At 61.4% G+C, this 23736-nt stretch carries 23 protein-coding genes; 9 read left to right on the top strand and 14 right to left on the bottom strand.

Translation table 11 applies throughout. The annotated features are described in order from the left end of the window. Positions 1-69 precede the first annotated feature (69 nt). The 4 genes from HU724_RS11400 to HU724_RS11385 are packed head-to-tail and all read right to left on the bottom strand — an operon-like array spanning position 70 to position 4307. Positions 70-1032 (bottom strand): sensor domain-containing diguanylate cyclase, encoded by a 963-nt coding sequence (locus HU724_RS11400; RefSeq protein WP_186569227.1) that lies wholly within the window; start codon positions 1030-1032, stop codon positions 70-72. A gap of 54 nt (positions 1033-1086) precedes the next feature. After that, positions 1087-1665, bottom strand: a complete 579-nt coding sequence (locus tag HU724_RS11395) for a hypothetical protein (protein WP_186569226.1) — start codon at positions 1663-1665, stop codon at positions 1087-1089. Between the two features lies 1 nt (position 1666). Beyond that, positions 1667-3829 (bottom strand): xanthine dehydrogenase family protein molybdopterin-binding subunit, encoded by a 2163-nt coding sequence (locus HU724_RS11390; protein WP_186569225.1) that lies wholly within the window; start codon positions 3827-3829, stop codon positions 1667-1669. A gap of 22 nt (positions 3830-3851) precedes the next feature. Continuing rightward, the gene (locus HU724_RS11385) at positions 3852-4307 is read right to left on the bottom strand and encodes a (2Fe-2S)-binding protein (protein ID WP_010459764.1); all 456 of its coding nucleotides are present in this window, start codon (positions 4305-4307) and stop codon (positions 3852-3854) included. Between the two features lie 247 nt (positions 4308-4554). Between HU724_RS11385 and HU724_RS11380 the strand changes: the two genes are divergently transcribed. Next, positions 4555-5385 carry an alpha/beta fold hydrolase gene (locus HU724_RS11380; RefSeq protein ID WP_122746957.1) on the top strand — a complete coding sequence of 277 codons (831 nt, stop codon included), beginning with the start codon at positions 4555-4557 and terminating at the stop codon, positions 5383-5385. A 779-nt stretch (positions 5386-6164) separates the two neighbouring features. On the opposite strand, the gene HU724_RS11375 is transcribed toward HU724_RS11380, so the two are convergent. Next, the gene (locus HU724_RS11375; RefSeq protein ID WP_186569224.1) at positions 6165-6557 is read right to left on the bottom strand and encodes a GFA family protein; all 393 of its coding nucleotides are present in this window, start codon (positions 6555-6557) and stop codon (positions 6165-6167) included. A gap of 168 nt (positions 6558-6725) precedes the next feature. On the opposite strand from HU724_RS11375, the gene HU724_RS11370 reads away from it, so the two are divergent. Further along, on the top strand, positions 6726-7559 hold the full coding sequence (locus HU724_RS11370) for an AraC family transcriptional regulator (RefSeq protein ID WP_186569223.1): 834 nt from the start codon (positions 6726-6728) through the stop codon (positions 7557-7559). 142 nt (positions 7560-7701) lie between these two features. On the opposite strand, the gene HU724_RS11365 is transcribed toward HU724_RS11370, so the two are convergent. The 5 genes from HU724_RS11365 to HU724_RS11345 form a co-directional block, all read right to left on the bottom strand. Beyond that, on the bottom strand, positions 7702-8289 hold the full coding sequence (locus HU724_RS11365; RefSeq protein WP_186569222.1) for a LysE family translocator: 588 nt from the start codon (positions 8287-8289) through the stop codon (positions 7702-7704). A gap of 182 nt (positions 8290-8471) precedes the next feature. Beyond that, positions 8472-10709: an ATP-binding protein gene (locus tag HU724_RS11360; RefSeq protein ID WP_186569221.1), complete on the bottom strand. Its 2238-nt coding sequence runs from the start codon at positions 10707-10709 to the stop codon at positions 8472-8474. After that, positions 10706-11311, bottom strand: a complete 606-nt coding sequence (locus HU724_RS11355) for a biliverdin-producing heme oxygenase (protein WP_016774141.1) — start codon at positions 11309-11311, stop codon at positions 10706-10708. The genes HU724_RS11360 and HU724_RS11355 overlap by 4 nt, the downstream gene beginning before the upstream one ends. A gap of 183 nt (positions 11312-11494) precedes the next feature. Further along, complete coding sequence (gene mqo / locus HU724_RS11350; RefSeq protein ID WP_186569220.1) at positions 11495-13144, bottom strand: malate dehydrogenase (quinone); 1650 nt, start codon at positions 13142-13144, stop codon at positions 11495-11497. 36 nt (positions 13145-13180) lie between these two features. After that, entirely contained in the window at positions 13181-13456 is a 276-nt protein-coding gene (locus tag HU724_RS11345) for a hypothetical protein (RefSeq protein WP_133339836.1), read from the bottom strand. Positions 13457-13613: 157 nt separating this feature from the next. Here HU724_RS11345 and HU724_RS11340 point away from each other — a divergent pair, with 157 nt between their 5' ends. After that, entirely contained in the window at positions 13614-14732 is a 1119-nt protein-coding gene (locus HU724_RS11340) for a carboxylate-amine ligase (RefSeq protein ID WP_186569219.1), read from the top strand. On the opposite strand, the gene HU724_RS11335 is transcribed toward HU724_RS11340, so the two are convergent. Beyond that, a complete protein-coding gene (locus tag HU724_RS11335) occupies positions 14714-15145 on the bottom strand; it encodes a VOC family protein (protein WP_186569218.1) in 432 nt (143 codons plus the stop codon). The genes HU724_RS11340 and HU724_RS11335 overlap by 19 nt on opposite strands. Before the next feature lie 109 nt (positions 15146-15254). Between HU724_RS11335 and HU724_RS11330 the strand changes: the two genes are divergently transcribed. After that, entirely contained in the window at positions 15255-16337 is a 1083-nt protein-coding gene (locus HU724_RS11330) for a bifunctional transcriptional activator/DNA repair enzyme AdaA (RefSeq protein ID WP_186569217.1), read from the top strand. Positions 16338-16395: 58 nt separating this feature from the next. Continuing rightward, on the top strand, positions 16396-17013 hold the full coding sequence (locus HU724_RS11325; RefSeq protein WP_186569216.1) for a DNA-3-methyladenine glycosylase family protein: 618 nt from the start codon (positions 16396-16398) through the stop codon (positions 17011-17013). Positions 17014-17057: 44 nt separating this feature from the next. Here the strand turns inward: HU724_RS11325 and HU724_RS11320 are convergent, their stop codons facing one another. After that, complete coding sequence (locus HU724_RS11320) at positions 17058-17993, bottom strand: LysR family transcriptional regulator (RefSeq protein ID WP_041478631.1); 936 nt, start codon at positions 17991-17993, stop codon at positions 17058-17060. Positions 17994-18289: 296 nt separating this feature from the next. Between HU724_RS11320 and HU724_RS11315 the strand changes: the two genes are divergently transcribed. Genes HU724_RS11315 through HU724_RS11305 form a run of 3 tightly spaced genes read left to right on the top strand, consistent with a single transcriptional unit; the run spans position 18290 to position 20871 of the window. Continuing rightward, positions 18290-18988 (top strand): CoA transferase subunit A, encoded by a 699-nt coding sequence (locus tag HU724_RS11315; RefSeq protein ID WP_016774135.1) that lies wholly within the window; start codon positions 18290-18292, stop codon positions 18986-18988. A gap of 24 nt (positions 18989-19012) precedes the next feature. Further along, the gene (locus HU724_RS11310) at positions 19013-19678 is read left to right on the top strand and encodes a CoA transferase subunit B (RefSeq protein WP_039762320.1); all 666 of its coding nucleotides are present in this window, start codon (positions 19013-19015) and stop codon (positions 19676-19678) included. An 11-nt stretch (positions 19679-19689) separates the two neighbouring features. Beyond that, the gene (locus HU724_RS11305) at positions 19690-20871 is read left to right on the top strand and encodes an acetyl-CoA C-acetyltransferase (protein WP_186569215.1); all 1182 of its coding nucleotides are present in this window, start codon (positions 19690-19692) and stop codon (positions 20869-20871) included. A gap of 366 nt (positions 20872-21237) precedes the next feature. On the opposite strand, the gene cobF is transcribed toward HU724_RS11305, so the two are convergent. Together cobF and HU724_RS11295 are read right to left on the bottom strand one after the other, a co-directional pair. Beyond that, a complete protein-coding gene (cobF, locus tag HU724_RS11300; protein WP_186569214.1) occupies positions 21238-21993 on the bottom strand; it encodes a precorrin-6A synthase (deacetylating) in 756 nt (251 codons plus the stop codon). Continuing rightward, positions 21993-22622, bottom strand: a complete 630-nt coding sequence (locus HU724_RS11295; RefSeq protein WP_189691508.1) for a histidine phosphatase family protein — start codon at positions 22620-22622, stop codon at positions 21993-21995. The genes cobF and HU724_RS11295 overlap by 1 nt, the downstream gene beginning before the upstream one ends. 259 nt (positions 22623-22881) lie before the next feature. Here HU724_RS11295 and HU724_RS11290 point away from each other — a divergent pair, with 259 nt between their 5' ends. Further along, positions 22882-23736 (top strand): MurR/RpiR family transcriptional regulator, encoded by an 855-nt coding sequence (locus HU724_RS11290; RefSeq protein ID WP_186569212.1) that lies wholly within the window; start codon positions 22882-22884, stop codon positions 23734-23736.

The raw sequence follows: 23736 nt of genomic DNA, 5'->3' as shown, positions 1-23736 counted from the left end.
CCACCGCCATCGCGAGCCAGCTGCCACGGGGAGTGTGTGGGAGCTGGCTCGCCAGCGATGGTGCCGGTGCTAGCAGCCTTTCAACGCCTGTTTGTGCGCATACATCGCGCCATCCGCATCGGCCAGCAGCCGATCAACGGTTTCGTGGCGCGTGGGGTCGTATTCGATCTGGCCGACGCTGAAGCGAATCGCGTAACCGCGGTGCAGCGTGGCGTTGCGCTCTTCGAGGATTTCCTTGAGCCGAGCCATGATCCGCGTGGTTTCAACGTGGCTGGAGCCAGTCAGCAATGCGACGAACTCATCGCCGCCCAGGCGTCCGACCACATCGCTTTCGCGAAAGGCAATGCGCAACACATCGGCGAAGGTCTTCAGCGCGCTGTCGCCTTCGGCATGCCCGTACAGATCGTTGATCTGCTTGAAGTCGTTGAGATCGAAAAACAACAGCGTCGCCGGTCGGTTCAAACGTGCGCAGGCGTCCAGTGCATGCTGGGCCAATTGCTTGAACCCGCGACGATTGGACAACAACGTCAACTCATCCATGCTTGCCATCTGCACCGCCATCAACTCTTGCTCGGCCATCTCCGCGAGGTCACGCAGCAGCGCGCGCTCTTCGTCATCGAGATGGCGAGGTTTGGTATCAATCAGGCACAGGGTGCCCATTTTGTTACCGTTCGGCACCGTCAATGGATAACCGGCGTAAAAGCGAATATTCGGCGCGCCGGTGACCAACGGGTTGTCATGAAAGCGCAGATCTTCCAGCGCATCGGGGACCAGCATCAGCTCGTTCTGCAAAATCGCATGGCCGCAGAAAGAGACGTCGCGCGATGTCTCGCTGACATCCAGACCCACACAGGATTTGAACCACTGGCGATCCGTGTCGACCAGCGTGACCAGGGCGATCGGCACGTTGAACAAGCGCTTGGCCAGGCGCGTCAGACGATCGAAACGCTCCTCCGGCGCCGAGTCGAGGTTGAGGCCATGCAGCGCGTCGATTCGTGCAGCTTCATTGGCAGGTTTTCCGGGCACCAGCATGCGCACACTCCGTAGACAGTCATGCGTTCAGCGTAGCGCTTAATCGACGGGGCATCACATCTGCGCCACCGGACACGGCCCGCCGGCATCGGCCCAGAGTTTGAACTGCGCGACGAAAATATCGTGCGGCACCGGCACCGGTGCGCGCCCTGCCCCGGGATTCCAGCCCCAGAGCACCAGTTTGTCTTCGCTGACGTGTTTTAACAGTGCGGCGAAATCCCGGTCGCCGTTGCTCGCACGATCCTTGATCATCGCGCAGAGCTTGTCCGAGGGCAGGCCGATCCAGGCCATTTTGTGCGCCGCCGGTGGCAGGCTCCAGTGCGGCGCACCCGGGGGCGCATGAGGGCCGTAACTGGCCGGCGGGTTGCTTTCGGCGTGGCAGGTCGCGCAGGGCAAACCGGCAGCGCCCTTGCCGTCCATGCCGCGCACCACATTCATCGCGTGGGGGATGCCGGCGTCGAACTGCAACGGCGAATCGCCGGGAATGTGGCAATTCTGGCAGCGCGGGCTCTGAAAGACTTTCTGCACCGTGCCAAAGGCTTTCAGAGCTTCCTGATCTTCGGCAAACAGGTCCGAGGCGTAGCTACCGAGACCAAGCAAAACGACGGTGCCCAGCACAAGATGTCGTTTCATCTCACACCCCCGACAGTTGCAGTGGCAGTTCGCGCAGGCGTTGCCCGGTCAAGGCGAACACGGCGTTGGCCACGGCCGGCGCGGTCGGTGGCACACCGGGCTCACCGATGCCGCCGGGTTTCTCGCTGCTGGCGACGATATGCACTTCCACCACCGGCATTTCGTTGAGCCGCAACACCTGATAATCGTGATAGTTGGACTGCACGACGCCGCCGTCCTTGACGGTGAGTTTGCTGTGCAAGGCCATGCCGAGACCGAAGGTGATGCACGATTCCATCTGCGCGGCGATGCTCTGCGGATTCACTGCAATGCCGCAGTCCACCGCGCAGACCACCCGATGCACGCGGATCGCCAAATTGTCCTGCGACACCTCGGCGACCTGCGCCACATAGCTGCCGAATGACTCGTGCACCGCCACGCCCAGAGCATGCCCGTCCGGCAACGGTGCGCCCCAATTGGCCTTCTCCACCGCCAGATTGAGCACGCCGAGGTGGCGCGGGTGCGCCTTGAGCAGCGTTCGCCGGTACTCCACCGGATCCTTGCCCGCCGCCGTCGCCAGTTCATCGATCAGCGATTCCATGACGAAACCCGTGTGGGTATGGCCGACCGAACGCAGCCACAACACATTGATGCCGGTCTGCGGCGAATGCAGGTCGACCTGATGGTGAGGCAGATCCTTGATATACGGACTGTCGGCCACGCCCTCTACCGAGGTGGCATCAATGCCGTTCTTGACCATCGTCGCCTCAAGCATCGTCCCGGCCATGATCGACTGCCCCACCAGCACATGCTGCCAGCTCATCGGCAAACCATCGGCGCCCAGCCCGACCTGCGCTTTGTGCAGGTACATCGAGCGGTAGTAGCCGCCGCGAATGTCATCTTCGCGCGCCCACACGGTTTTCACCGGCAGGCCCGCCGCTTTCGCCACCTGCACGGCTTCGGCGACGAAATCCGAAGTCGGATTGGCGCGGCGACCGAAACCACCGCCGAGGAATTCGGTGTGTATCTCGACCTGTTCGGGCTTGAGCCCGGTGATCTTGCTGGCGACCATTTGGTCCAGCGTCTGAAATTGCGTACCAGTCCAGATCTCGCATTTGCCGGCGCTGATTTTCACCGTGCAATTGAGCGGTTCCATCGGCGCGTGGGCCAGATACGGCACGCTGTATTCGACCTCGATTTTCTTCGCGGCTTTGCCAAAATTGGCCTTGGCGTCCCCCGCCTGAGTGGCGGAAGTGCCCGGCGTCGCCGCCAGTTTGCGGAAACTCTCCAGCAGTTTTTCACTGCTCATGTCGGCCAGCGCCCCGAGATCCCAGTCAACCTTGAGCGCATCACGGCCCAGCTTCGCCGCCCAGAAATGCTCGGCCACCACCGCTACTCCGCTGGGCACCTGCACCACCTTGTGCACGCCGGGAATCGCCAGCGCTGCGGCGCCTTCGAAGGATTTCACCGTGGCACCGAACACCGGGGCGCGGGCGACCATCGCGGTCATCAGGCCTTCGAACTGCACGTCCATGCCGAACCTGGCGCGGCCGGTGATCTTTTCCGGGGTGTCGAGGCGCTTGGTCGGTTTGCCGATGACTTTCCAGTCCTTGGCTTCCTTGAAGGTAATGGTTTTCGGATCCGGCACCGGCAGTTGCCCGGCGGCATCGGCCAGTTCGCCGTAGGTCGCGCGTTGGTCCCCGGCGATGACCACGCCGGACTCCGTGCGAATCGTCGATGGCGCGACGTCGAAGCGTTTCGCTGCGGCTTCCACGAGCATCTGCCGCGCCGTCGCCCCGGCCAGTCGGTAGCGGTCGAATTCCATCCAGGTCGACGTCGAGCCGCCGGTGATCTGCATGCCGCCAAACGCCGGCAAGCCGTAATCGGCCGCCGAGGCTGGCGAGTGCTCAACGCGGATTTTCGACCAGTCGGCGTCCAGTTCTTCGGCGATCAGCATGGTCAGGCCGGTCCAGATGCCCTGGCCCATTTCTGAATGGCCGAGCAGCACGGTGACGCTGTTGTCCGCCGCGATGCGCAGGAACGCGTTGGGCGCGAAGGTCTTGTTCTGATTTTCTGCCGCCCGGGCAAAGCGATTGGCCCCCGGCACCACGAACGCCACCATCAAGCCGCCGCTTAACAGTGCGCTGCCCTTGAGAAACCCGCGACGCGATACGGGACTGTCCATCGTTCCTCTCCCAGAGAATGACTCAGCCGATTTCGGCGGCGCGTTTGACCGCTGCGCGAATGCGCGGATAGGTGCCGCAGCGGCAGATATTGCCGGAGAGCGCCTGATCGATATCGCTGTCGGTGGGTTTGGGGATTTTCGCCAGCAACGCGGCGGCGGACATGATCTGCCCGGACTGGCAATAACCGCACTGCACCACGTCCAGCTCGGCCCAGGCCTGCTGCACCGGGTGCGAGCCATCGGTGGAAAGGCCCTCGATGGTGAGGATTTTCTGCCCGTGGGCGACCGCAGTGGCCGGAGTGATACAGGAACGTAATGGCGCGCCGTCGACATGTACGGTGCAGGCGCCGCACTGGGCCATGCCGCAACCGAACTTGGTCCCGGTCAGGTGCGCGACATCGCGCAGAACCCAGAGCAGCGGCATGTCGGCGGGGACATCGAGCTCCTGATCCTTGCCATTGATATTCAGGGTCAGCATCGGGTGATTTCCTCAGACTCACGTATTGCAAAGGGGCGTCGCTGTGATCGCAAAAACCTACGGACGCCCGCGCTTATCCCTTTCAGCAAAGCCTAATTTGCGCTTGAAGCCAGACGTTGTGACCAGCGGTCATGCAGACCCCGGCATTGCTCCTACAGTTGATAGCGGCTCGCAGTGAGTCGTCGTACCTCTGCGCAAACGGTCCGCGTACATCGCGGTTGTCCATCACAGGTCAGGAGTAACGAATATGGGCTTTGTCACCACTCGAGACGGCGTCGATATCTTCTATAAGGACTGGGGCCCGCGCGACGCGCCGGTGATCCACTTCCACCACGGCTGGCCCCTCAGTTCGGATGACTGGGACGCGCAGATGCTGTTTTTCCTGGCACAGGGCTTTCGGGTGATTGCCCATGATCGACGCGGGCACGGGCGCTCCAGCCAGGTCTGGGACGGCCACGACATGGACCACTACGCCGACGATGTGCTGGCCGTGGTCAATCATCTGGGTACGAGCAACGTGGTGCACGTCGGCCATTCCACCGGCGGCGGCGAAGTGATCCATTACATCGCCCGGCATGGTCAGGACAAGGTCAGCAAAGCGGTATTGATCAGCGCCGTGCCACCGCTGATGGTGCAGACCGAAAGCAACCCCGGCGGTTTGCCGAAATCGGTGTTCGATGGCTTTCAAGCGCAGTTGGCGGCGAATCGCGCGCAGTTCTATCGCGATGTGCCGAGCGGACCTTTCTACGGCTACAACCGCCCGGGCGCCGAGCCGGCGGAAGGGATCATCGCCAACTGGTGGCGCCAGGGCATGATCGGCGGCGCCAAGGCGCACTACGACGGCATCGTCGCGTTCTCGCAGACCGACTTCACCGAAGACCTGAAAAAAGTCACCGTGCCGGTGCTGGTCATGCACGGCGAGGATGACCAGATCGTGCCCTACGCCAACTCCGCACCGTTATCGGCGAAACTGCTGCCCAACGGCACACTGAAGTCGTATCCCGGCTTCCCGCATGGCATGCCGACGACGCAAGCGGAAACGATCAATGCGGATTTGTTGGCGTTTATTCGCGGGTGACGGAGCTGAGGATGTACCCATAGCAGCGGACACCACAAAACAAATTGTGGGAGCGAGCCTGCTCGCGAAAGCGTTCGTTCAGCCACTTGCATGTTGACTGACCCAACGCCTTCGCGAGCAGGCTCGCTCCCACAGTTGATATTGGGTATATATCCGCCAGGGACTGGTCGGCTATAAGGCCGCCATCGCTGGCAAGCCAGCTCCCACAGGGATCAGGGTAGATCCGCTGTTCTTTCGTACCTTGAGATAGCAATCGCGAGCAGGCTCACTCCTACCAGATCAAGATCAAGATCAAGATCAAGATCAAGATCAAGATCAAGATCAAGATCAAGATCAAGATCAAGATCAAAAGATCGCAGCCTTCGGCAGCTCCTACACGATGAGCGTTAGCTCGAGTACCGCTTTTGATCTTGATCCACCGGCGACGTCGGAAGGCTGAGTGGAGGGATTGATACGGGCGTGGGAGCGCAGCGACCGTCTGGCGCAGCCAGACACAGCGGAAGGAGGTGCAGCGAAGCAAACCGGAGCCGCTGCGCCCGGATCGATCCCGCAGCGAAGGAACCCGAGCCTGCGAGGGCCGAACGTAGGAGCAAGCCTTTTGGGTTACCTTTTTGGCGTTTGAAAAAGGTGACCCGCCGTAAGGGCGGAACCATAAGCAGCCGTTACCGCAGCAACGGATATGTACTCACTCAAAAAATACCCCACCGCCCCATAAAAAGCCTTCGCGAGCAGGCTCACTCCTACAGGGGGCCTCGGTGGGCTCAGGAATGCAATAAATCCTATTCCTCTCGCCGCCCCGTGCCGTCCCTATCACCACGGTAATGCCTGGCCAGCGGAAAATCCGGCAACCACGATTCACGCCGCACAATCCAGCTCTCATAGGTCGGCTTCAACTGATTCGGCGCATCCAGCGCGCCGAGGTTCACCTCAACCTCATCACCACTGCGGTTGAACACCGACGAGCCACAGCGCGGGCAAAAGTGCCGCCCTTGATACTCATGGGTTTCACCGCTGAGGGTCACCGCGTCCTCAGGAAAAATCGCCGAAGCATGAAACAGCGCACCGTGGATCTTGCGACAGTCCAGGCAATGGCACAGTCCAACCCGGTAAGGCTCGCCAGTGGCTTGAAAACGCACATCGCCGCACAGGCATCCGCCGGTAAATGCAGTCATGGTTTAGCTCCATCGCGCCCGTGGTGTGACGCTCCCCAGAGCCTATAACAGTCGGCGCTGCAATGCAGGCGATGTTTCAGATGAAAAAGCTTGATGTGACGACACTGCAACGGGCATTCGCTGGCCAGAGCTAATACACTCAGACGCTGACCTGCCGGGACGATCACGATGAAACACCCCACAGCGAAAAACCCCGAGAAAGCCCCGCGTTTCTGGCGCGACGACGCCCTGCCCTTCATCGAGGCGCGGGCCATCGCGGATGGGCGTGAAGTCTGTTACGCGCGACATTCCCATGCGCACTTTTCCATCGGCGCGATCACCGCTGGGCGCAGCACCTATGTGCATGAGCAGGCGCAGTATGAGGTGGCGGCCGGCACCGTGGTGCTGATGAATCCCGGTGATGTGCATGCCTGCAATCCTATCGATGATCAGCCTTGGTCGTATGTGATGCTGTATGTCGAAACGCCGTGGCTGACGGATTTGCAGCATCAGCTGGGGTTTGCGGCGGAGCTGGAATTTCGACGGTTCTCCGACACGCATCTGACCGATGCCGAGCTGTTTGGCAAATTGATGGGGTTGTATGAGGTTCTGCTCGACGACCAGTTGGAGGCGCTGGCGAAACACAGCGCGGCGGTTGAGTTTTTCAGTGATTTGCAGGGGCGCCTGAATCCGGCGGACGAGCCCGTTGCCGAGCCGAATTTCAAGCTGGAACGCGCCGCTGATTTCATTCGTGAACATTGCACCGAAGTGCTCAGCCTCGAGGCAATTTGCGCGGCGGCGCAACTATCGCCGTCATACCTGATTCGTGCGTTCAAACAGCGCTACGGGATGACGCCCCATGCCTTCCTGGTCAACCAGCGCATCCAGTTCGCCCGCGAGCGCTTGCGCAGCGGGCGGTTGATTGCCGATGTAGCGCTAGAGGCTGGATTCGCCGATCAGGCGCATTTTCAGCGAGCGTTCAAACAGCATCTGGCGGCGACGCCGGGGCAGTATCGCGGCTGACTTCATACACGAAGTTGAACACTGAACCCTTGTGGGAGCGAGCCTGCTCGCGAAAGCGGTGTGTCATTCAACACTTCACTGACTGATCCACCGCATTCGCGAGCAGGCTCGCTCCCACAGGGGGTTGTGGTGAGCCTGTGAATCAAGTGAACAGCAAATAAAGCGCACTCACCGCCAGCAACAACGCCATCAACCGATTGAACCAGCGCATCACCGCCGCATTGCTCAGATACCCGCGCAAGAACGTCCCGGCATATGCCCAGCAGCCCACCGACAGATAACAGATCACCAGATACACCGCCGCAAACTGCCAGACCAGCCGCGCCTCGCCATCAGCGACAAATGCGCCCATGCCGGCCACGCATGCCAGCCAGGCCTTGGGGTTAAGCCATTGCATCACCGCGCCATAGAGCATCGACGGCGCGCGGCCGGACTCGCTGGCGTGCAGCTGGCCGTCATCGCTGGCCAGTTTCCAGGCCATGAACAACAGAAACGCCACCCCGGCCCATTGCACCACGCGGGTCATGAATGGCCACAACTGCAGAACTTCATGCAGGCCCAGCCCCATCAGCACCAGCAACAGCACAAACCCCAGCGTCGCCCCGGCCACATGCCGCTGGCTGGCGCGGAAACCGTACTGCGCGCCTGAACTCAAGGCGACGATATTGACCGGCCCGGGGGTGATGGATGCGGCGAGGGCAAAGGCCGCCATGGAAAGAATCAGACTCATTGCACACCTGCTTCAAACGAGGAACGAGGTGGCTACGGTAGCGAGCGGGGGATTTGCGGTATTGAAGAAAATGACCCTGAGGATGCGAATCTGATCGTTCCCACGCTCTGCGTGGGAATGCAGCCCGGGACGCTCTGCGTCCCATTCAGAGCGTGGGAACGATCGAAACCTACAGGGGGCACTCAGGCCAGGCGCGGCACGGTGAAGCGGAATTCGCTGCCCTGCCCCGGCTCGCTCTCGGCGACGATCTGGCCGCCATGGGCTTCGACGATGCCTTGGGTAATATACAAACCCAGGCCCGTGCCGGTCGGGTTGCCTTCCTTCATCGTCCAGTAACGATCGAACACATGCGGCAAGTGCTCCTTGGGAATGCCTTCGCCACTGTCACGCACGATAAACACGATCTCATCGCCCACCGATTTCGCGTGTACGCCCACGGTGCCCATGCGCGGGGTGAATTTGATGGCGTTGCCCACCAGGTTCGACAACACCTGAAACAGCCGCTCAGGGTCGGCGTGGATGCGCAGGTCAGGATCGGCCAGGAAGGAAATGCTGATGTCCTTGTCATGGGCCAGCGGCGACAGCAACGCTTGGGCCTCTTCAAAGATGTGCCCGACCTCCAGCGCCTGCGGGGTGATGGAGTAGCGCCCGGCGTCGATTTTCGAGGTATCGAGCAGGTCTTCCAGCAACGTGTTCATCCGCGCCGTGGCCTGTTGCATGGTGTCGATCGCCGTGGAGATGCGCCGCGAGGTGTGCGCGCCTTCCGAACTGAAGGCTTTCTGCATCATGCCGCAGAGCATGGAAATCACCGTCATCGGGTTGCGCAGGTCGTGGGAAACCACCGCCACCAGATCATCCCGTGCCTGCACGGCCTCCTGCTCGCGACGTACCTGACGGGCCAGATCGTTTTCCAGCGCCGAGCGGCGCAGATCGTTGGCGGCGAACCGGTCACCGTGGCTCCACTTGGTGGAGATCCCGGCCATCTCGATTTTCCAGATCTCGAACGAGGTACGCGGACGCAGGCGCAGGCCGGCGTCGGAGTTTTCCAGATCCAGCGGCTTGCGCGGGTCGCCGCTCCAGTTGATGTTTTCCTTCACTTCCGGACGGAACCACAGCACGCCGTTGTCCACCGGTTTGGGCAGGCTCATGGCGAGCACACCACTGGCCACCGACTGATACTGCGCCGCCGGCGGGTAAACGCTGGACAGGTGATGGCTGGCGAACACCGGCTCGCCGCGCGCCTGCAACCATTTGTGCAGCGCGCGAATTTCTTCCGGTTCAGGGCAGTTGCCGTAACGGTGCAACTGCTTGTCTTCGATGATCGCAATGCCGCCGGCATTGACCAGCGCCATCAGCGTCGCTGGCTGCTGGGCGAGGCCGTCGAAGACGTTTTGCGGCGAATCGACCATCGCCTGATTGAGCCGCGCCAGCGCTTCGACCTTCTCTTCACGCTGGCGGGTCAGTTCAAGGGTTTCCATGGCGCTGATCTGCAACGACAAGACCTGGCCGATGGTCTGGCAGGCCATGCGCAATTCATGCGGCACGTGCAGCGGCTGGCGATTGCCGCAGCTGATCAGGCCCCAGAGCTTGTCGCCCTTGAGCAGGGAAATGCTCATCGACGACAGCACGCCCATGTTCTTCATGTACTGGCAGTGAATCGGCGAGACGCTGCGCAGCGTGGCGAAACTGAGGTCCAGCGGCGTCTGCGTGTCCGGGCGCAGCTTCGGCACCAGTGGCACCGGCTGATAATCGGCGTTGGGGATGATCCGCAGCCAATTGGTGCGGTACAGCTCGCGCGCCTGCTCGGGAATGTCCGAAGCCGGGAAAAACAGGCCGTTGAACACTTCCATCGACGGATCGGACGCTTCGGCGATGACCTGACCGTGGCCCTCCTCCTCGAAGCGATAGATCAGCACCCGGTCGTAACCGGTCATCGCCTGGATTTCCTTGACGCTGATGTCGTACAGGGCCTGCAGCGTGGTCGCCGCTTGCAGGCGCTGGAGCATGCGGCCCAAGTGGGTATTGACCCCGGCGACGTTGCGCGGCTGGAAATTCTTTACATGAATCTCAAGCTCGAGAATCAGCACGCCCTGATGGCGGTGCAGCAAACCTTCGAATTCAGTGCCGTTGAGCTCGAAACGCAGGGGCGCCGCCTCGGAGAACGTCTCCTGTTGCAAGGCTTGCAGCACTTGCGCGGTGTGTTCGGCGCCGATCAGGCTGGGCAGCGGCTGGCCGATCAAGGATTCGGGCGCACGGGCCAGCAGGGTTGCGACGTTGGCGCTGACCTGAATGATCTGCAGCGCAGGCTCGGTCAGGGTCAGCAGCAGTCCATGGGGCTGGATCGCGCCGGGAAAGCGGATCGGCTCGTCGGCACAGTTGGCCAGCAGTTCTTCAAAGGCTTGTGGGTCTTGCGGGTTCATGCCAGTACCTCCTGGCGCTCGAGCCACTGCTCGAAACAGCTGAATGTGATTTGTGCTGCGCTGACCACGGCCGCGCGTTCGCTGGCCGCCATGGGCCGGTTGCTCAGGTATTCGATGAACTCGCGCCAGCGCCGCCCGGTGGCCGCGCCGTAGACATCGAGGAAGGCAGCGCCATTGTCGGCGTCCAGATTCAGCCGCGCGGCGATCTCCCGACGCAGGATCTGCCCGCCGAGAGTCGCGCCTTCGAGCACGTACAAAACGCCGAGACTGGCGGCGCTGGAGTCAATGACTGGCAGATCTTCACACAGCGGCAAATCATCAGCGGTTGCCCCCAGTGCGCGCAGGTCGGCGCGCAGGGTGTCAGCCTTCAGACGAGGCAGCAGATTGAAATCGTCCGGGACCGCGCCACTGGCGAGCAACGCCTGTTCGAGCGGCTGATAGAACCCGTAATAGGCCTGCATCAAGCGCTCGAAAGCGGGGGTATCGAGGGTGTCGGAGAAAAAAGGAAGGCGTTTTTCCAGTGCGATGTGCAGTTCGGCTGTGCCGGCCCGCAGATCCTGCAGCACCGGTGGCACATAAACCTCACGGGCCTTTGCTTGCATGTAGATCGCTCTTGGTGGGACCCGGCAGGGGCCATTCTGGGTGGGCTCGACGTGGGGGGAATTTATCACGCCACGCAGCTTTTTCTGCCTGCCGAAGCGTTTTTTCTGTCGAACCGCGACCCTACGACACGTTCAGAGTGGCGCCGGATCAAAAAAGTTCGACCCGCGCCACATCTGCCAGTCTCAGGGCTTGAGGTCGGGATCGCTGTCCAGATTCTTCTGCTGCACAGCGTCGATATTGCCCGGAGGGTTTTGCGCCGGAGCCTGATCGATGCCCGGTGGCGGCGTGAGTTGCAACACTTCGCTGGTGTAGCGCCACTCCTCCATGACCTTGTCCGGGTGCTCGTTCAGGCGCGTGCCATAGCTGGGCACGATCTGGCGCAGCTTGTCCTGCCACGGCGCCGAGGCCAGTTTTTCCTTGAACACTTTGCCCATCAGGTCGAGCATGATCGGCGCGGCTGTCGAGGCCCCGGGCGACGCGCCGAGCAGTCCGGCAATGCTGCCATCCTTCGACGCGACCACTTCGGTACCGAGCTTGAGCACCCCGCCCTGCTGCTCATCCTTCTTGATGATCTGCACGCGCTGGCCGGCCTGCCACAGTCGCCACTGCTCTTTCTTCGCATGGGGGAAGTAGGTGCGCAGCGCCTCGAAACGGTCGTCATCGGACTGCATCAACTGGCCGGCGAGGTATTGCACCAGATCGAACTCGCGCACGCCGACCCGAACCATCGGCCAAAGATTGTGCAGGGTCGTACTGGCCGGCAGATCAAAATACGAACCCTCTTTCAAGAACTTGGTGGAGAACGTCGCGAACGGCCCAAACAGAATTACCCGTTTGCCATCGAGCACTCGCGTATCGAGGTGCGGCACCGACATCGGTGGCGCGCCGGTCGAAGCGATCCCATAGGCCTTGGCCATGTGCTGTTGCGCGACTTCGGGATTATCCGTGACCAGGAAAGAACCACCCACCGGGAACCCGGCGTAGTCTTTCGCTTCCTCAATACCGGACTTCTGCAGCAGCGGCAACGCCGCCCCGCCCGCTCCGATAAACAGGAATTTCGCGTCGGTGGCGGCCGTGGTGCCGTCCTTGAGGTTCTTGTACTCAACGTGCCACGAGCCATCGTCGTTGCGCGTGATGTCGCGCACTTCCGTGGACAGCTTGAGGTTGAAGTTGTCGCGGCTTTGCAGATGGCTGACGAACTGGCGGGTGATCTCGCCGAAATTGACGTCGGTGCCGATCGGCGTCCAGGTGGCGGCGATTTTCTGTGTCGGGTCGCGCCCTTCCATCATCAGCGGCACCCATTGTTTGATCTGCTGCGGGTCTTCCGAATATTGCATCGGGCGGAACAGCGGACTGGCCTGCAGCGCCTCGTAGCGTTTCTTCAGGAAACGAATGTTGTCGTCGCCCCAGACAAAACTCATGTGCGGCGTGGAGTTGATGAACGAGCGCGGATTCTTCAGCACGCCGGTTTTCACCTGCCAGGCGAGGAACTGCCGGGTGATCTGGAACGCCTCGTTGATCTCGACAGCCTTGGTGATATCGACCTTGCCGTCCTTTTCCGGCGTGTAGTTCAGTTCGGCAAGCGCCGAGTGGCCGGTGCCGGCGTTGTTCCAGCCGTTGGAGCTTTCCTCGGCGACCTTGTCCAGACGCTCGACCATTTCCATCGACCAACCCGGCTCCAGTTCACTGAGCCAGACCGCCAGCGTCGAACTCATGATGCCGCCGCCGACCAGCATCACGTCGACGCGTTTGGCGGGTTCGGCATAGGCCTGGCTGATACCGACCGAAAGGGTCAAGGCGAGCAGCGCCCAATGGCGCATCGGGTTGTTCATGGGGCCTCCTTGGGCTCTGTCGGCGATAGCGCCAGTTTAGTCGGCGCTGTCGTTTTGCACGGATGGATCACCATTGGCCGGTACGCTGCTGTCGGGAACCGGTTTCGAAGGGTTGTTCTTTTCCGCGCCGGGATAACCGGGCAGACCGCGAGTATCTTCGGGTGTCATGACATCTTCGTTGTCACGACGGACCTGCCCGTCGGTGGTGGCGTTGGGGTCTTCATCGCGCCCGGCGGTGCCGATGACGAAACCGTCGTCGTTGGGATTAATGTCTTCGTTGAGCGCTTTGTCGTTGCTGGATGGATGGGTCATTTCTGCCTCCAGAAAACGTTGATCGGACTTGTTTGGAATCGCCGTTATCGCTCAAGTGCAATGGAAAAGACCAACGGTGCATTCGGGCGCTGGTCGCCTGGCTTGAACCACGGCTGTCACGCGCGGTTCCCATGAGAAACAGTCTTTGAGCACCGCCATGAGCGCCCCGCGATTCGGCATTGAGGAAGAATATTTCATCACTGACCTGCAGACCCTATGCATGGTCGGCAGCCCGTCGCTGCAGGCCATCGAGGCGTGCCGGGCGAGGCTGGGTCCGCGGTTTGCCACGGAAATGTTTCAGGGGCAGATCGAAGTGGCTTCGCCGGTGTTCAGCGACTTCGAGCACGCCGGCGATTTCCTCCGCGGCAGCCGTCAAGCCTTGCGCGCCGCCCTTGAGCCGTTTGGTCTGGGCGTGCTCAGCGCCGGCAGTCACCCGCTGGCCGACTGGCGCGAACAAGTCCCGACTGACGAAGAGCATTTCCATCACCTGTTCGAACACTACGGCCATGTTGCCCGGCGCAGCGTGCTGTCCGGCCTGCACGTGCACGTCGAGGTGGCAGAGCCGCTGGATCGCGTCGCGGTGATGAACGAAGTGCTGCCGTGGACGCCGTTACTCCTGGCATTGAGCTGCTCGTCGCCGATCTGGGATGGCGCCGCCAGCGGGTTCATGAGCTATCGGCAGACCGCGTGTGACGAGTGGCCACGCATGGGCATCCCGCCGCTGTTTGCCGATCAGCGCCATTACGACGAGCATCTGGCGTTTCTCATCCGCATCGGTGCGATCAGCCAGCCGGGCGAATGTTGGTGGGGCGTGCGTCCGGCAGCGCGTTACCCGACTCTCGAATTGCGCATGACCGACGCCTGCCCTCGGGTCGACGATGCACTGACCCTGGCGGCGTTTTTTCGCGTATTGGTCGCGCACGCCAGTGCACAACGGCGGCCGGGCTTGCTGTATGACCAGACCGCACGTTCGATGCTGGAAGAGAACCGCTGGCGCGCCAAACGTTTAGGGATTCATGCGCGTTTTCTGGTCGAAGGCATCGACGGCGACTGTTCGATCGCGCAGTGGCTGGAACTGGCCGAGCAGCGCTTTGCCGATACCGCGCATGCGTTGGACGCGCCGCAGTTGTTCGAACGTGCGCGGGCGATCATCGCCAGCGGCACCAGCGCCGACCGGCAGTTGGCGCTGTTCGGGCAAGCGTCTGAACAACCGCAAAACAGCCGCTCGGCGCTGGCGCAAGTGAGCGAACTGTTGCTTCAGGAAACGTCTGGCTGAGCAGTCTCGGACGCGCCCTTGAGTTCGATCTGATTGCCGTCCGGGTCGAAGCAGTACAGCGACAGGCCGTAACCTTCGGCGCCGAAACGCCTGGCGGCTTTTTCCACGCTCAAGCCAAAGGATTGCAAGTGAGCGACCAGCGCCGCTTCGTCGAACGGCTCGATGCGCAGGCAGAAGTGATCGACATTGCGTCGCTGCTCCTGCGCCGCGCCACCGCCCTTGCGCCCGAGTTCGCCGTGCAAGTCGACCAGATCGATCATCGACGTGCCGGCCCGCAGGTGCACTAGCCCCAGCGGCTGGTTATGCCTGACCACTTCGGCGCCGAACACCCTGGCGTAGAAATCGATGCTGCGTTGCAGGTCGGCGACGCGCAGGACGATATGATCGATGTGCTGAATGGAAAACGGCTGCATGGTTTGGCTTCCTGGAAAGCGGCAACCCGCTCATTGTGCTGCACAAGGGAAAAAATTCACTGTCGATTTTTCGGTGGAGCCATCGACAAAGCGGATTTACTCTCTGGCCATGAACATACCAGCCGCTGTCCTGCCGCCCCACGCCGAAATGGTTCGCGCCATGCTCGAGCGCGACACTGCCTATGAAGGCGTGTTCTTCACCGCCGTGAAAACCACCGGGATCTTTTGCCGCCCCAGTTGCACGGCGCGCAAGCCGAAACCGGAGAACGTCGAATTCTTCGCCCACGCCGACGAATGCCTGTGCGCCGGTTACCGCGCCTGCCTGCGCTGCAAACCGCTGGACGCAGCGGCCATCGCCCCGGACTGGGTGCAGCGCCTGCTGAATGCGGTGGACGCCGATCCCGAACGGCGCTGGAGCGATGCGCAATTGCTCGGCGAGGGCATCGAACCGCTGAAACTGCGACGCTGGTTCAAGCAGCACTTCGGTATGACTTTCCACGCCTGGCTGCGCACACGGCGCCTCGGCATGGCCCTGGGCGGGATCAGGCAAGGCACTTCGATCGATCACGCCGCGTTCGACTCCGGCTACGAGTCGCTCAGTGGTTTTCGCGACGCGTTTCAGAAGTCCTTCCATATCACCCCGGGCCGCGCGGCCAATAGTGAACCGTTGCTGTTCACCCGCCTGACCACGCCGCTGGGGCCGATGATCGCCATGGCCGAGCGCCGTGGGCTGGTGTTGCTGGAATTTCTCGATCGACCGGCACTGACCCGCGAAGTCGAAGCCCTGCAAAACCGTTATGGCTACGCAGTCGCGCCGGGGCATAACGCGCACTTGCAGCAAATCGAAGTGCAACTGGCGGATTACTTCGCCGGCAAACTCACCGAGTTCAGCGTGGCGTTGCACCTGCCCGGCAGCGCATTCGCCCAAGAGGTGTGGGCGGCGCTGCGGCAAATCCCCTACGGCCATACCAGCACTTACGGCGCTATCGCGGCGGGCCTGGGCAAACCCGGCGCCAGCCGCGCGGTCGGCCTGGCCAACGGGCACAATCGTCTGTCGATCGTGGTCCCGTGTCACCGAGTGATCGGCGCAGACGGCTCGCTGACCGGTTATGGTGGCGGACAACCGCGCAAGGCGTTCCTGCTCAGGCTGGAAAACGCCGCGCTGCAAATGACTCAACAATTGGCTTTTTGAGCCATGCAATCCAACGCGCAAACAGGGATTTCGATGGGTATGTCCGAATCACCGCAACATGGCTGACATGTGTGAGATGGCCAGCGCTTTTCTGGCCGCGATAGACACTGACTGGCAGCGCCATGTCAGCGCCGTCGGCCCGTGCCTGCATCAGCCACATCCGGCGCGCGATCCCTATGAATCGCTGGTCCGGGCGATTGCCTATCAGCAACTGCACGCCAAGGCCGGCGATGCGATCCTTGGGCGTTTGGTGGAGTTATTCCCCGGCCAGGCGTTTCCGCGTCCGCAGCAGATTCTGGCTACCGAGGTCGAGCGCCTGCGTGCTTGTGGTTTCTCGGCGAGCAAGATTGCGACGATTCAAGGGATAGCCCAGGCGACTCTGGACGGCGTGGTGCCGGATTACCCGACTGCACGGGCGATGGACGATGAAACCCTGATCGAACGCCTGACCAGCCTGCGCGGTGTCGGCCGCTGGACCGTGGAGATGCTGTTGATCTACAGCCTCGAACGCATGGATATCCTGCCGGCGGATGATTTTGGCGTGCGCGAGGGTTATCGGCGCCTGAAGGGACTGGAGGTGCAGCCGACGCGCAAACAGATGATCGAGATTGGCCAGGCGTGGACGCCTTATCGGACGGTCGCGGCCTGGTATCTGTGGCGAGTGGCCAAGGCTTAGACCGCGTTATCGTTCTTCGCGAGCAGGCTCGCTCCCACACTGAATCAGCGTTCGGCGCTCTGTTTCCGCGCTCCCGGGGTGAGGGGGAAATCGAACTGGCGCTGCAAATCTTCAGCCTTGAGAATCTCGAACAACGCCTGCGCCGCCGCCGACAGCTCATTGCCCGGCTCGGTCAACACGCCAATCGCCCGCTCCACAGAGTCATTCAAGGTCAGGCAATGCGCACCGAGCTCGCGCATCTGCCCCGCGCACAATGCCGGCACCGCGCTGACCCCAAGCCCGCTGGCAACCATGCGCCCGACGGTCGCCAATTGATGGCTCTCGAACTCCACCGGCAACTTCATTCCGCGCGCCTGCAAATGCTCTTCCAGCATGACCCGCACGGTCGATGGCCGCTGCAGGGTGATGAACGGTTGCTCCAGCAAGGTCTGCCAATCGATGTCGGCGCGACCGGCCAGTGCTGAATCGGCCGGCACCACGGCGACAAAGCGATCGACATACAAAGGCGTGAATGTCATCGAAGTGCTCTGCATCGGCGCGAACGCCACACCGAGTTCAACCTGACGATCGCGGACCATTTCCAGCACTTGCTCGTTGATCACGTCGTTGACCGTGACGTTGACGTTCGGATAACGCGCGCGGAAGCTCTTGAGAATCGGCGGCAGCAGATTGCCGGCAAATGACGGCATCGCCGCCAGCGTCACGCGTCCGCGCTGGAGGCTGAAACGCTGGCGCATCTCGTCTTCGGCGTTGTCCCAATCGGCGATCAAGCGGCGCGCCAGTGGCAGCAGGGATTCGCCTTCCGGGGTCAGCGCGACATTGCGCGTGTTGCGACTGAACAAACGCCCGCCCAAACCCTCCTCCAGCGCCTTGATGGTCAGGCTGAGCGCTGACTGCGACAGGTGCAGACGCTCGCAGGCCACGGCGAAGCTCAGGCTATGGGCCACGGCGAGAAAGGCACGGATCTGTTTGATGGTCATGGTCGCTTTGCTCCAGTTCTAAGCCGCAAGCGTCAAGCTGCAAGCCGTGATGCGATGGCCCTGATCGTTCCCACGCTCCTGCGTGGGAATGCAGCCCGTGACGCTCCGCGTCACTGGACGCGGAGCGTCCCTGGAGGCATTCCCACGCGGAGCGTGGGAACGATCATCGCCGAACGCGTATTAGTGAGATTTATCAATCAATCAACCGCAAAAATCAACTTAACAAATATATTCCACAGAGAGACACTCCAGTCATTCGGCTAGCCAGCCGCCCGCAAATAATAAAAGAGGTGCCTATGGCAGGTTTCGACAAGCGTGTGTATTCCTACGAGGAAGCGATGGCCGGGCTGGAAGACGGTATGACCGTTATCGCCGGCGGCTTTGGTCTGTGCGGCATTCCGGAAAACCTGATCGCCGAGATCAAGCGCAAGGGCACCCGCGATCTCACCGTCGTCTCCAACAACTGCGGCGTTGATGGTTTCGGCCTTGGCGTGCTGCTCACCGACCGCCAGATCAGCAAGGTCATCGCCTCTTACGTCGGCGAAAACAAGCTGTTCGAAGAGCAACTGCTCAAGGGCGAGATTGAAGTTATCCTCACCCCGCAAGGCACCCTCGCCGAGAAAATGCGCGCGGGCGGCGCTGGCATTCCGGCGTTCTTCACCGCCACTGGCGTCGGCACTCCAGTTGCCGAAGGCAAGGAAGTGCGTGAATTCAAGGGTCGCAAGTACCTGATGGAAGAGTCCATCACCGGCGACTTCGCTATCGTCAAAGGCTGGAAGGCCGACCATTTCGGTAACGTCGTTTACCGCCACACCGCGCAGAACTTCAACCCGCTGGCCGCCACCGCCGGCAAGATCACCGTGGTCGAAGTCGAAGAAATCGTCGAGCCCGGCGAACTCGACCCGACGCAGATCCACACCCCGGGCATCTACGTCGACCGGGTCATTTGCGGCACGTTCGAAAAACGCATCGAACAGCGCACCATCCGCAAATAATTCAGGCCTACGGAGAACAACAACATGGCACTTACCCGCGAACAAATGGCTCAGCGCGTCGCCCGCGAAATGCAGGACGGCTACTACGTCAACCTCGGCATCGGCATTCCGACGCTGGTCGCCAACTACATCCCCGAAGGCATGGAAGTCATGCTGCAATCGGAAAACGGCCTGCTCGGCATGGGTCCGTTCCCGACCGAAGAAACCATCGATGCCGACATGATCAACGCCGGTAAACAAACGGTGACGGCACGGATCGGCGCGTCGATATTCAATTCCGCCGAATCCTTCGCGATGATCCGTGGCGGCCATGTCGACCTGACCGTGCTTGGCGCCTTTGAAGTGGATGTTGAAGGCAACATCGCTTCGTGGATGATCCCCGGCAAACTGGTCAAGGGCATGGGCGGCGCGATGGATCTGGTGGCCGGCGCCGACAACATCATTGTCATCATGACCCACGCGTCCAAGGACGGTGAGTCCAAGCTGCTGGCCAAATGCAGCCTGCCGCTGACCGGTGCCGGCTGCATCAAGCGCGTGCTGACCGACCTCGCCTATCTGGAAATCGAAAATGGCGCTTTTGTCCTCAAGGAACGCGCACCTGGCGTCAGCGTCGAGGAAATCGTCGCCAAAACCGCTGGTAAACTGATCGTCCCGGATCACGTACCGGAAATGCAGTTCGCTGCCGAGTGAGGAATTCGAAAATGCAAGACGTCGTCATTGTTGCCGCCACGCGTACCGCGATCGGCAGTTTTCAGGGCTCCCTGACCAGCGTGTCCGCCGTAGATCTGGGCGCGGCGGTGATCCGCCAGTTGCTTGAGCAGACCGGCCTCGACGCTGCGCAGGTCGATGAAGTGATCATGGGTCAGGTGCTGACCGCTGGCGCCGGGCAGAACCCGGCACGTCAGGCCGCGATCAAGGCTGGCCTGCCCCATGCCGTACCGGCCATGACCCTGAACAAGGTTTGCGGTTCGGGCCTCAAGGCTCTGCACCTGGGCGCGCAAGCGATCCGTTGCGGCGACGCCGAGGTGATCATCGCCGGCGGTCAGGAGAACATGAGCCTGTCCAACTACATCATGCCGGGCGCGCGCACCGGTTTGCGCATGGGTCACGCGCAAATCGTCGACACCATGATCAGCGATGGCCTGTGGGATGCGTTCAACGATTACCACATGGGCATCACTGCCGAGAATCTGGTCGACAAATACCAGATCAGCCGCGAACAGCAGGACGCCTTTGCTGCCGCGTCTCAGCAGAAAGCTGCCGCTGCGATCGAGGCCGGGCGCTTCGTTGATGAGATCACGCCGATCCTGATCCCGCAGCGCAAAGGCGATCCTGTCGCGTTCAAGGTCGACGAGCAGCCACGCGGCGATACCAGCGCAGAATCCCTGGCAAAACTGCGTCCGGCGTTCAAAAAGGACGGCAGCGTCACCGCTGGCAATGCCTCGTCGCTGAACGACGGTGCCGCCGCTGTGATTCTGATGAGTGCCGAGAAAGCCAAAGCGCTGGGCCTGCCGGTTCTGGCCAAAATCGCTGCGTACGCCAACGCTGGCGTCGACCCGGCGATCATGGGCATCGGCCCGGTATCGGCGACCCGTCGCTGCCTTGAAAAGGCCGGCTGGAACATCGACCAGCTCGACCTGATCGAAGCCAACGAAGCGTTCGCCGCGCAATCGCTGGCCGTGGCCAAAGACCTGCAATGGGATCTGGACAAAGTCAACGTCAACGGCGGCGCCATCGCCCTCGGTCATCCGATCGGCGCATCGGGCTGCCGCGTGCTGGTGACATTGCTGCATGAAATGCTCAAGCGTGATGCGAAAAAAGGACTGGCGACCTTGTGCATTGGCGGCGGTCAGGGTGTGGCGCTGGCGCTGGAACGCGTTTAGCCACGACATCCGCGTTAGCCTGCTCAAAAGCCCCTCACCCTAGCCCTCTCCCAGAGGGAGAGGGAACTGATCGGGGAATGCGCAGGAGTGATGTCGGCCTGAACGAGCTGAGTTGAATCCATAATCGACTCGGTCATTCAGGTCGATGTCTGACGCAAGACACCTCGGTCGGCTCCCTCTCCCCCCGGGAGAGGGCTGGGGTGAGGGGAACTGGTGACTGCGTTGCATCGGGTTTCTTTTTGCCTGTCCGAAATTCGTATCGAATGGACCACCGTCATCGCGAGCAGGCTCACTCCTGCAGGGGGGACGCATTTCAAATGTAGGAGTGAGCCTGCTCGCGATAGGGCCGGTACAGCCACTGAGAACTCAAGGCTTGCGCAACAGATAGGTATCCATGATCCACCCATGCTCGGCCCGCGCCGCTTTGCGCACCCGTTCGATCTCATCGGCGACATCCGCCAGCCGGCCGCTGATCAGTATCTCGTCCGGCGTGCCCAGGTAAGCGCCCCAGAAAATCTCGGTCTGCCGATCCGCCACCCGCTGGTAGGAATCCTCGGCATCGAGCATCACCACCAGACTGTCCGCTTCACTCACCTGCCCCGCCGCCAATCGCCGGCCTGTGGTGATTTCTACTGAGCGACCAATCGTGTTCAAAGGTATTTTGTGCTGCGCAGCCAGGGCCTGAACGCTGGTGATCCCGGGTATCACTTCGTATTCAAACTGACAGCGGCCTGATGCCTGAATCGCCTGAAGAATCCGCAATGTGCTGTCGTATAACGCCGGATCGCCCCAGATCAGGAATCCGCCACACTGGCCTTCGGACAACTCTTCATTGATCAGCTGTTCGAACGTCTGCTGCTTGGCGCGATTCAGTGCATCGACGCTCGCCGTGTAGTCGACATCGCCGCGCTCGCGCTCCGGGCTGCTGGCTTCGACAAAGCGATAAGCGTGGCCGGTGATGTAGCGCTCGCAGACCTCCCGGCGCAGATCGATCAGCGTCTGCTTGCTCTGGCCTTTATCCAGCAGAAAGAACACATCGACCCGATTCAGCGCTTTCACCGCCTGCATGGTGATGTAGTCCGGATTGCCGGCGCCAATGCCGATGACCAGCAGCTGCTTCATCAGAATTCCTCGTCAAGGGCCATGCCCGGCAAGCGTAGCCGCCAGATGCCATTGAAGCGCAAGTCGATCATCGCCAGCGGTTCGATGTCGATTGCGTGGAACGCCGCGCCCTGCAGCACCTGCATCAGCGCCGCGCGCATGACGAACGGATGAGTCACCGCCACGACATGCCCAGGCGTTGCAGCGATTGTGTCCAGCCACTTTGCCACCCGCTGCGTCAGTTGCCTGACTGACTCGCCGCCATGGGGTGCCGCTTCAGGATCGGCCAGCCAGGCTTGCAAAGCCTGGTTTTCGTTGGCTTGCAGATCCTTGATCGATTGGCCGTGCCAGCGTCCCCAATCGCAATCGCGCAGGGCTTGATCAATCTCTGCATCAGCGCCAAACCACACCGCCGTTTGCTGAGTCCGCAACTCCGGGGCACACACCAGCCGCCGCGTTACCGCCAATCGCGCCCTGAACGCGTCGGACGGAACAGCCAGATTTTCAACAGGCTCGTCCGTAGGAAAACGCGCCAGTTTCTGTGCGACGGTTCGCGCATGGCAAATCAGTGTCAAACGGCTACTTGGCACGAGCAGGTTCTCGGTCGAATGATAAAACAAACAATGGCACACAGCCGATACGCGTCGCATTGTGCCGTAAAACCTCGGCGTTCAGGGTTATCACCGGCCAGTCGCTGAGCTTGGGATAGGCAATGTCTGACATAGCAATCGGCAAAGGACTACAACAGCGCGTTACTTCGACGTAGCCCTTATTACACGGGCACCTTGCACACTTTTGGTGCTCGGAAAACCTGTACAAAAATTCGCTAGACATGTAATGCCCATTACATAAATACTCGTTTAACGGATTGTGAAACGAATTCGACACCCCCATCCAGCAGGAGCCCGGATGCCCCCTCTCAGAGACCTGATCACCGATCCCGGCCTGGACCTGACGCCGTCGGAGCGCAAAGTCGTTCGCGCCCTGCTCGATCAGTATCCGCGCAACGGTCTCGGGCCTATGGCGCGACTGGCCGAACATGCCGGCGTCAGCGATCCGACCATCGTGCGTCTGGTGAAAAAGCTCGGTTTCGGCGGTTATGCCGAATTCCAGGAAGCCCTGCTCAGCGACATGGACCATCGCCTGCGTTCCCCGCGCACCTTGTTGCAGCCGCGCTCGCAGCAGAACAAGGACGATGCCTGGACGCATTACCTCGCCGACAGTCACCGTTTGCTGGTCGACACCCAAGCCCTGACCCAGCCTGAAGATGTGCGCATCCTCGTGGAATGGCTGCTCGACAGCCGCCATCAGGTCTACTGTTTCGGTGGCCGCTTCAGCATTCTGCTGGCCAATTACCTGCTCAACCACTTGCGCCTGCTGCGTCCCGGCTGCTTCGCCCTGGAAGACAACGCCCTGCTGCCCGATCGTTTATACGATCTGCAACGTCAGGACGTGGTGCTCGTGTTCGACTACCGGCGCTATCAGACCCAAGCTTTGCGCGTTGCGCAGGCGGCGAAGAACAACAACGCGCGGGTGGTGCTGTTCACCGATGTCTACGCCTCGCCGCTGCGCGAGTTGGCCGATCTGATCATCAGCGCGCCGGTGGAATCGGCGTCGCCTTTCGACACCATGGTACCGGCGCTGGCGCAGGTCGAGGCGTTGATCGCCTGCCTGACCTTGCGCGTGCCGGACCCGGCCGATCGCCTGGAAGGCATCGATGCCCTGCGCAACGACTTTGCGACTCACCTGCTGGAGGACAAATAA

This window comes from Pseudomonas iranensis, from assembly GCF_014268585.2.
GTDB lineage: Bacteria > Pseudomonadota > Gammaproteobacteria > Pseudomonadales > Pseudomonadaceae > Aquipseudomonas > Aquipseudomonas iranensis.
This window is presented reverse-complemented; position numbering and strand designations above follow the sequence as displayed.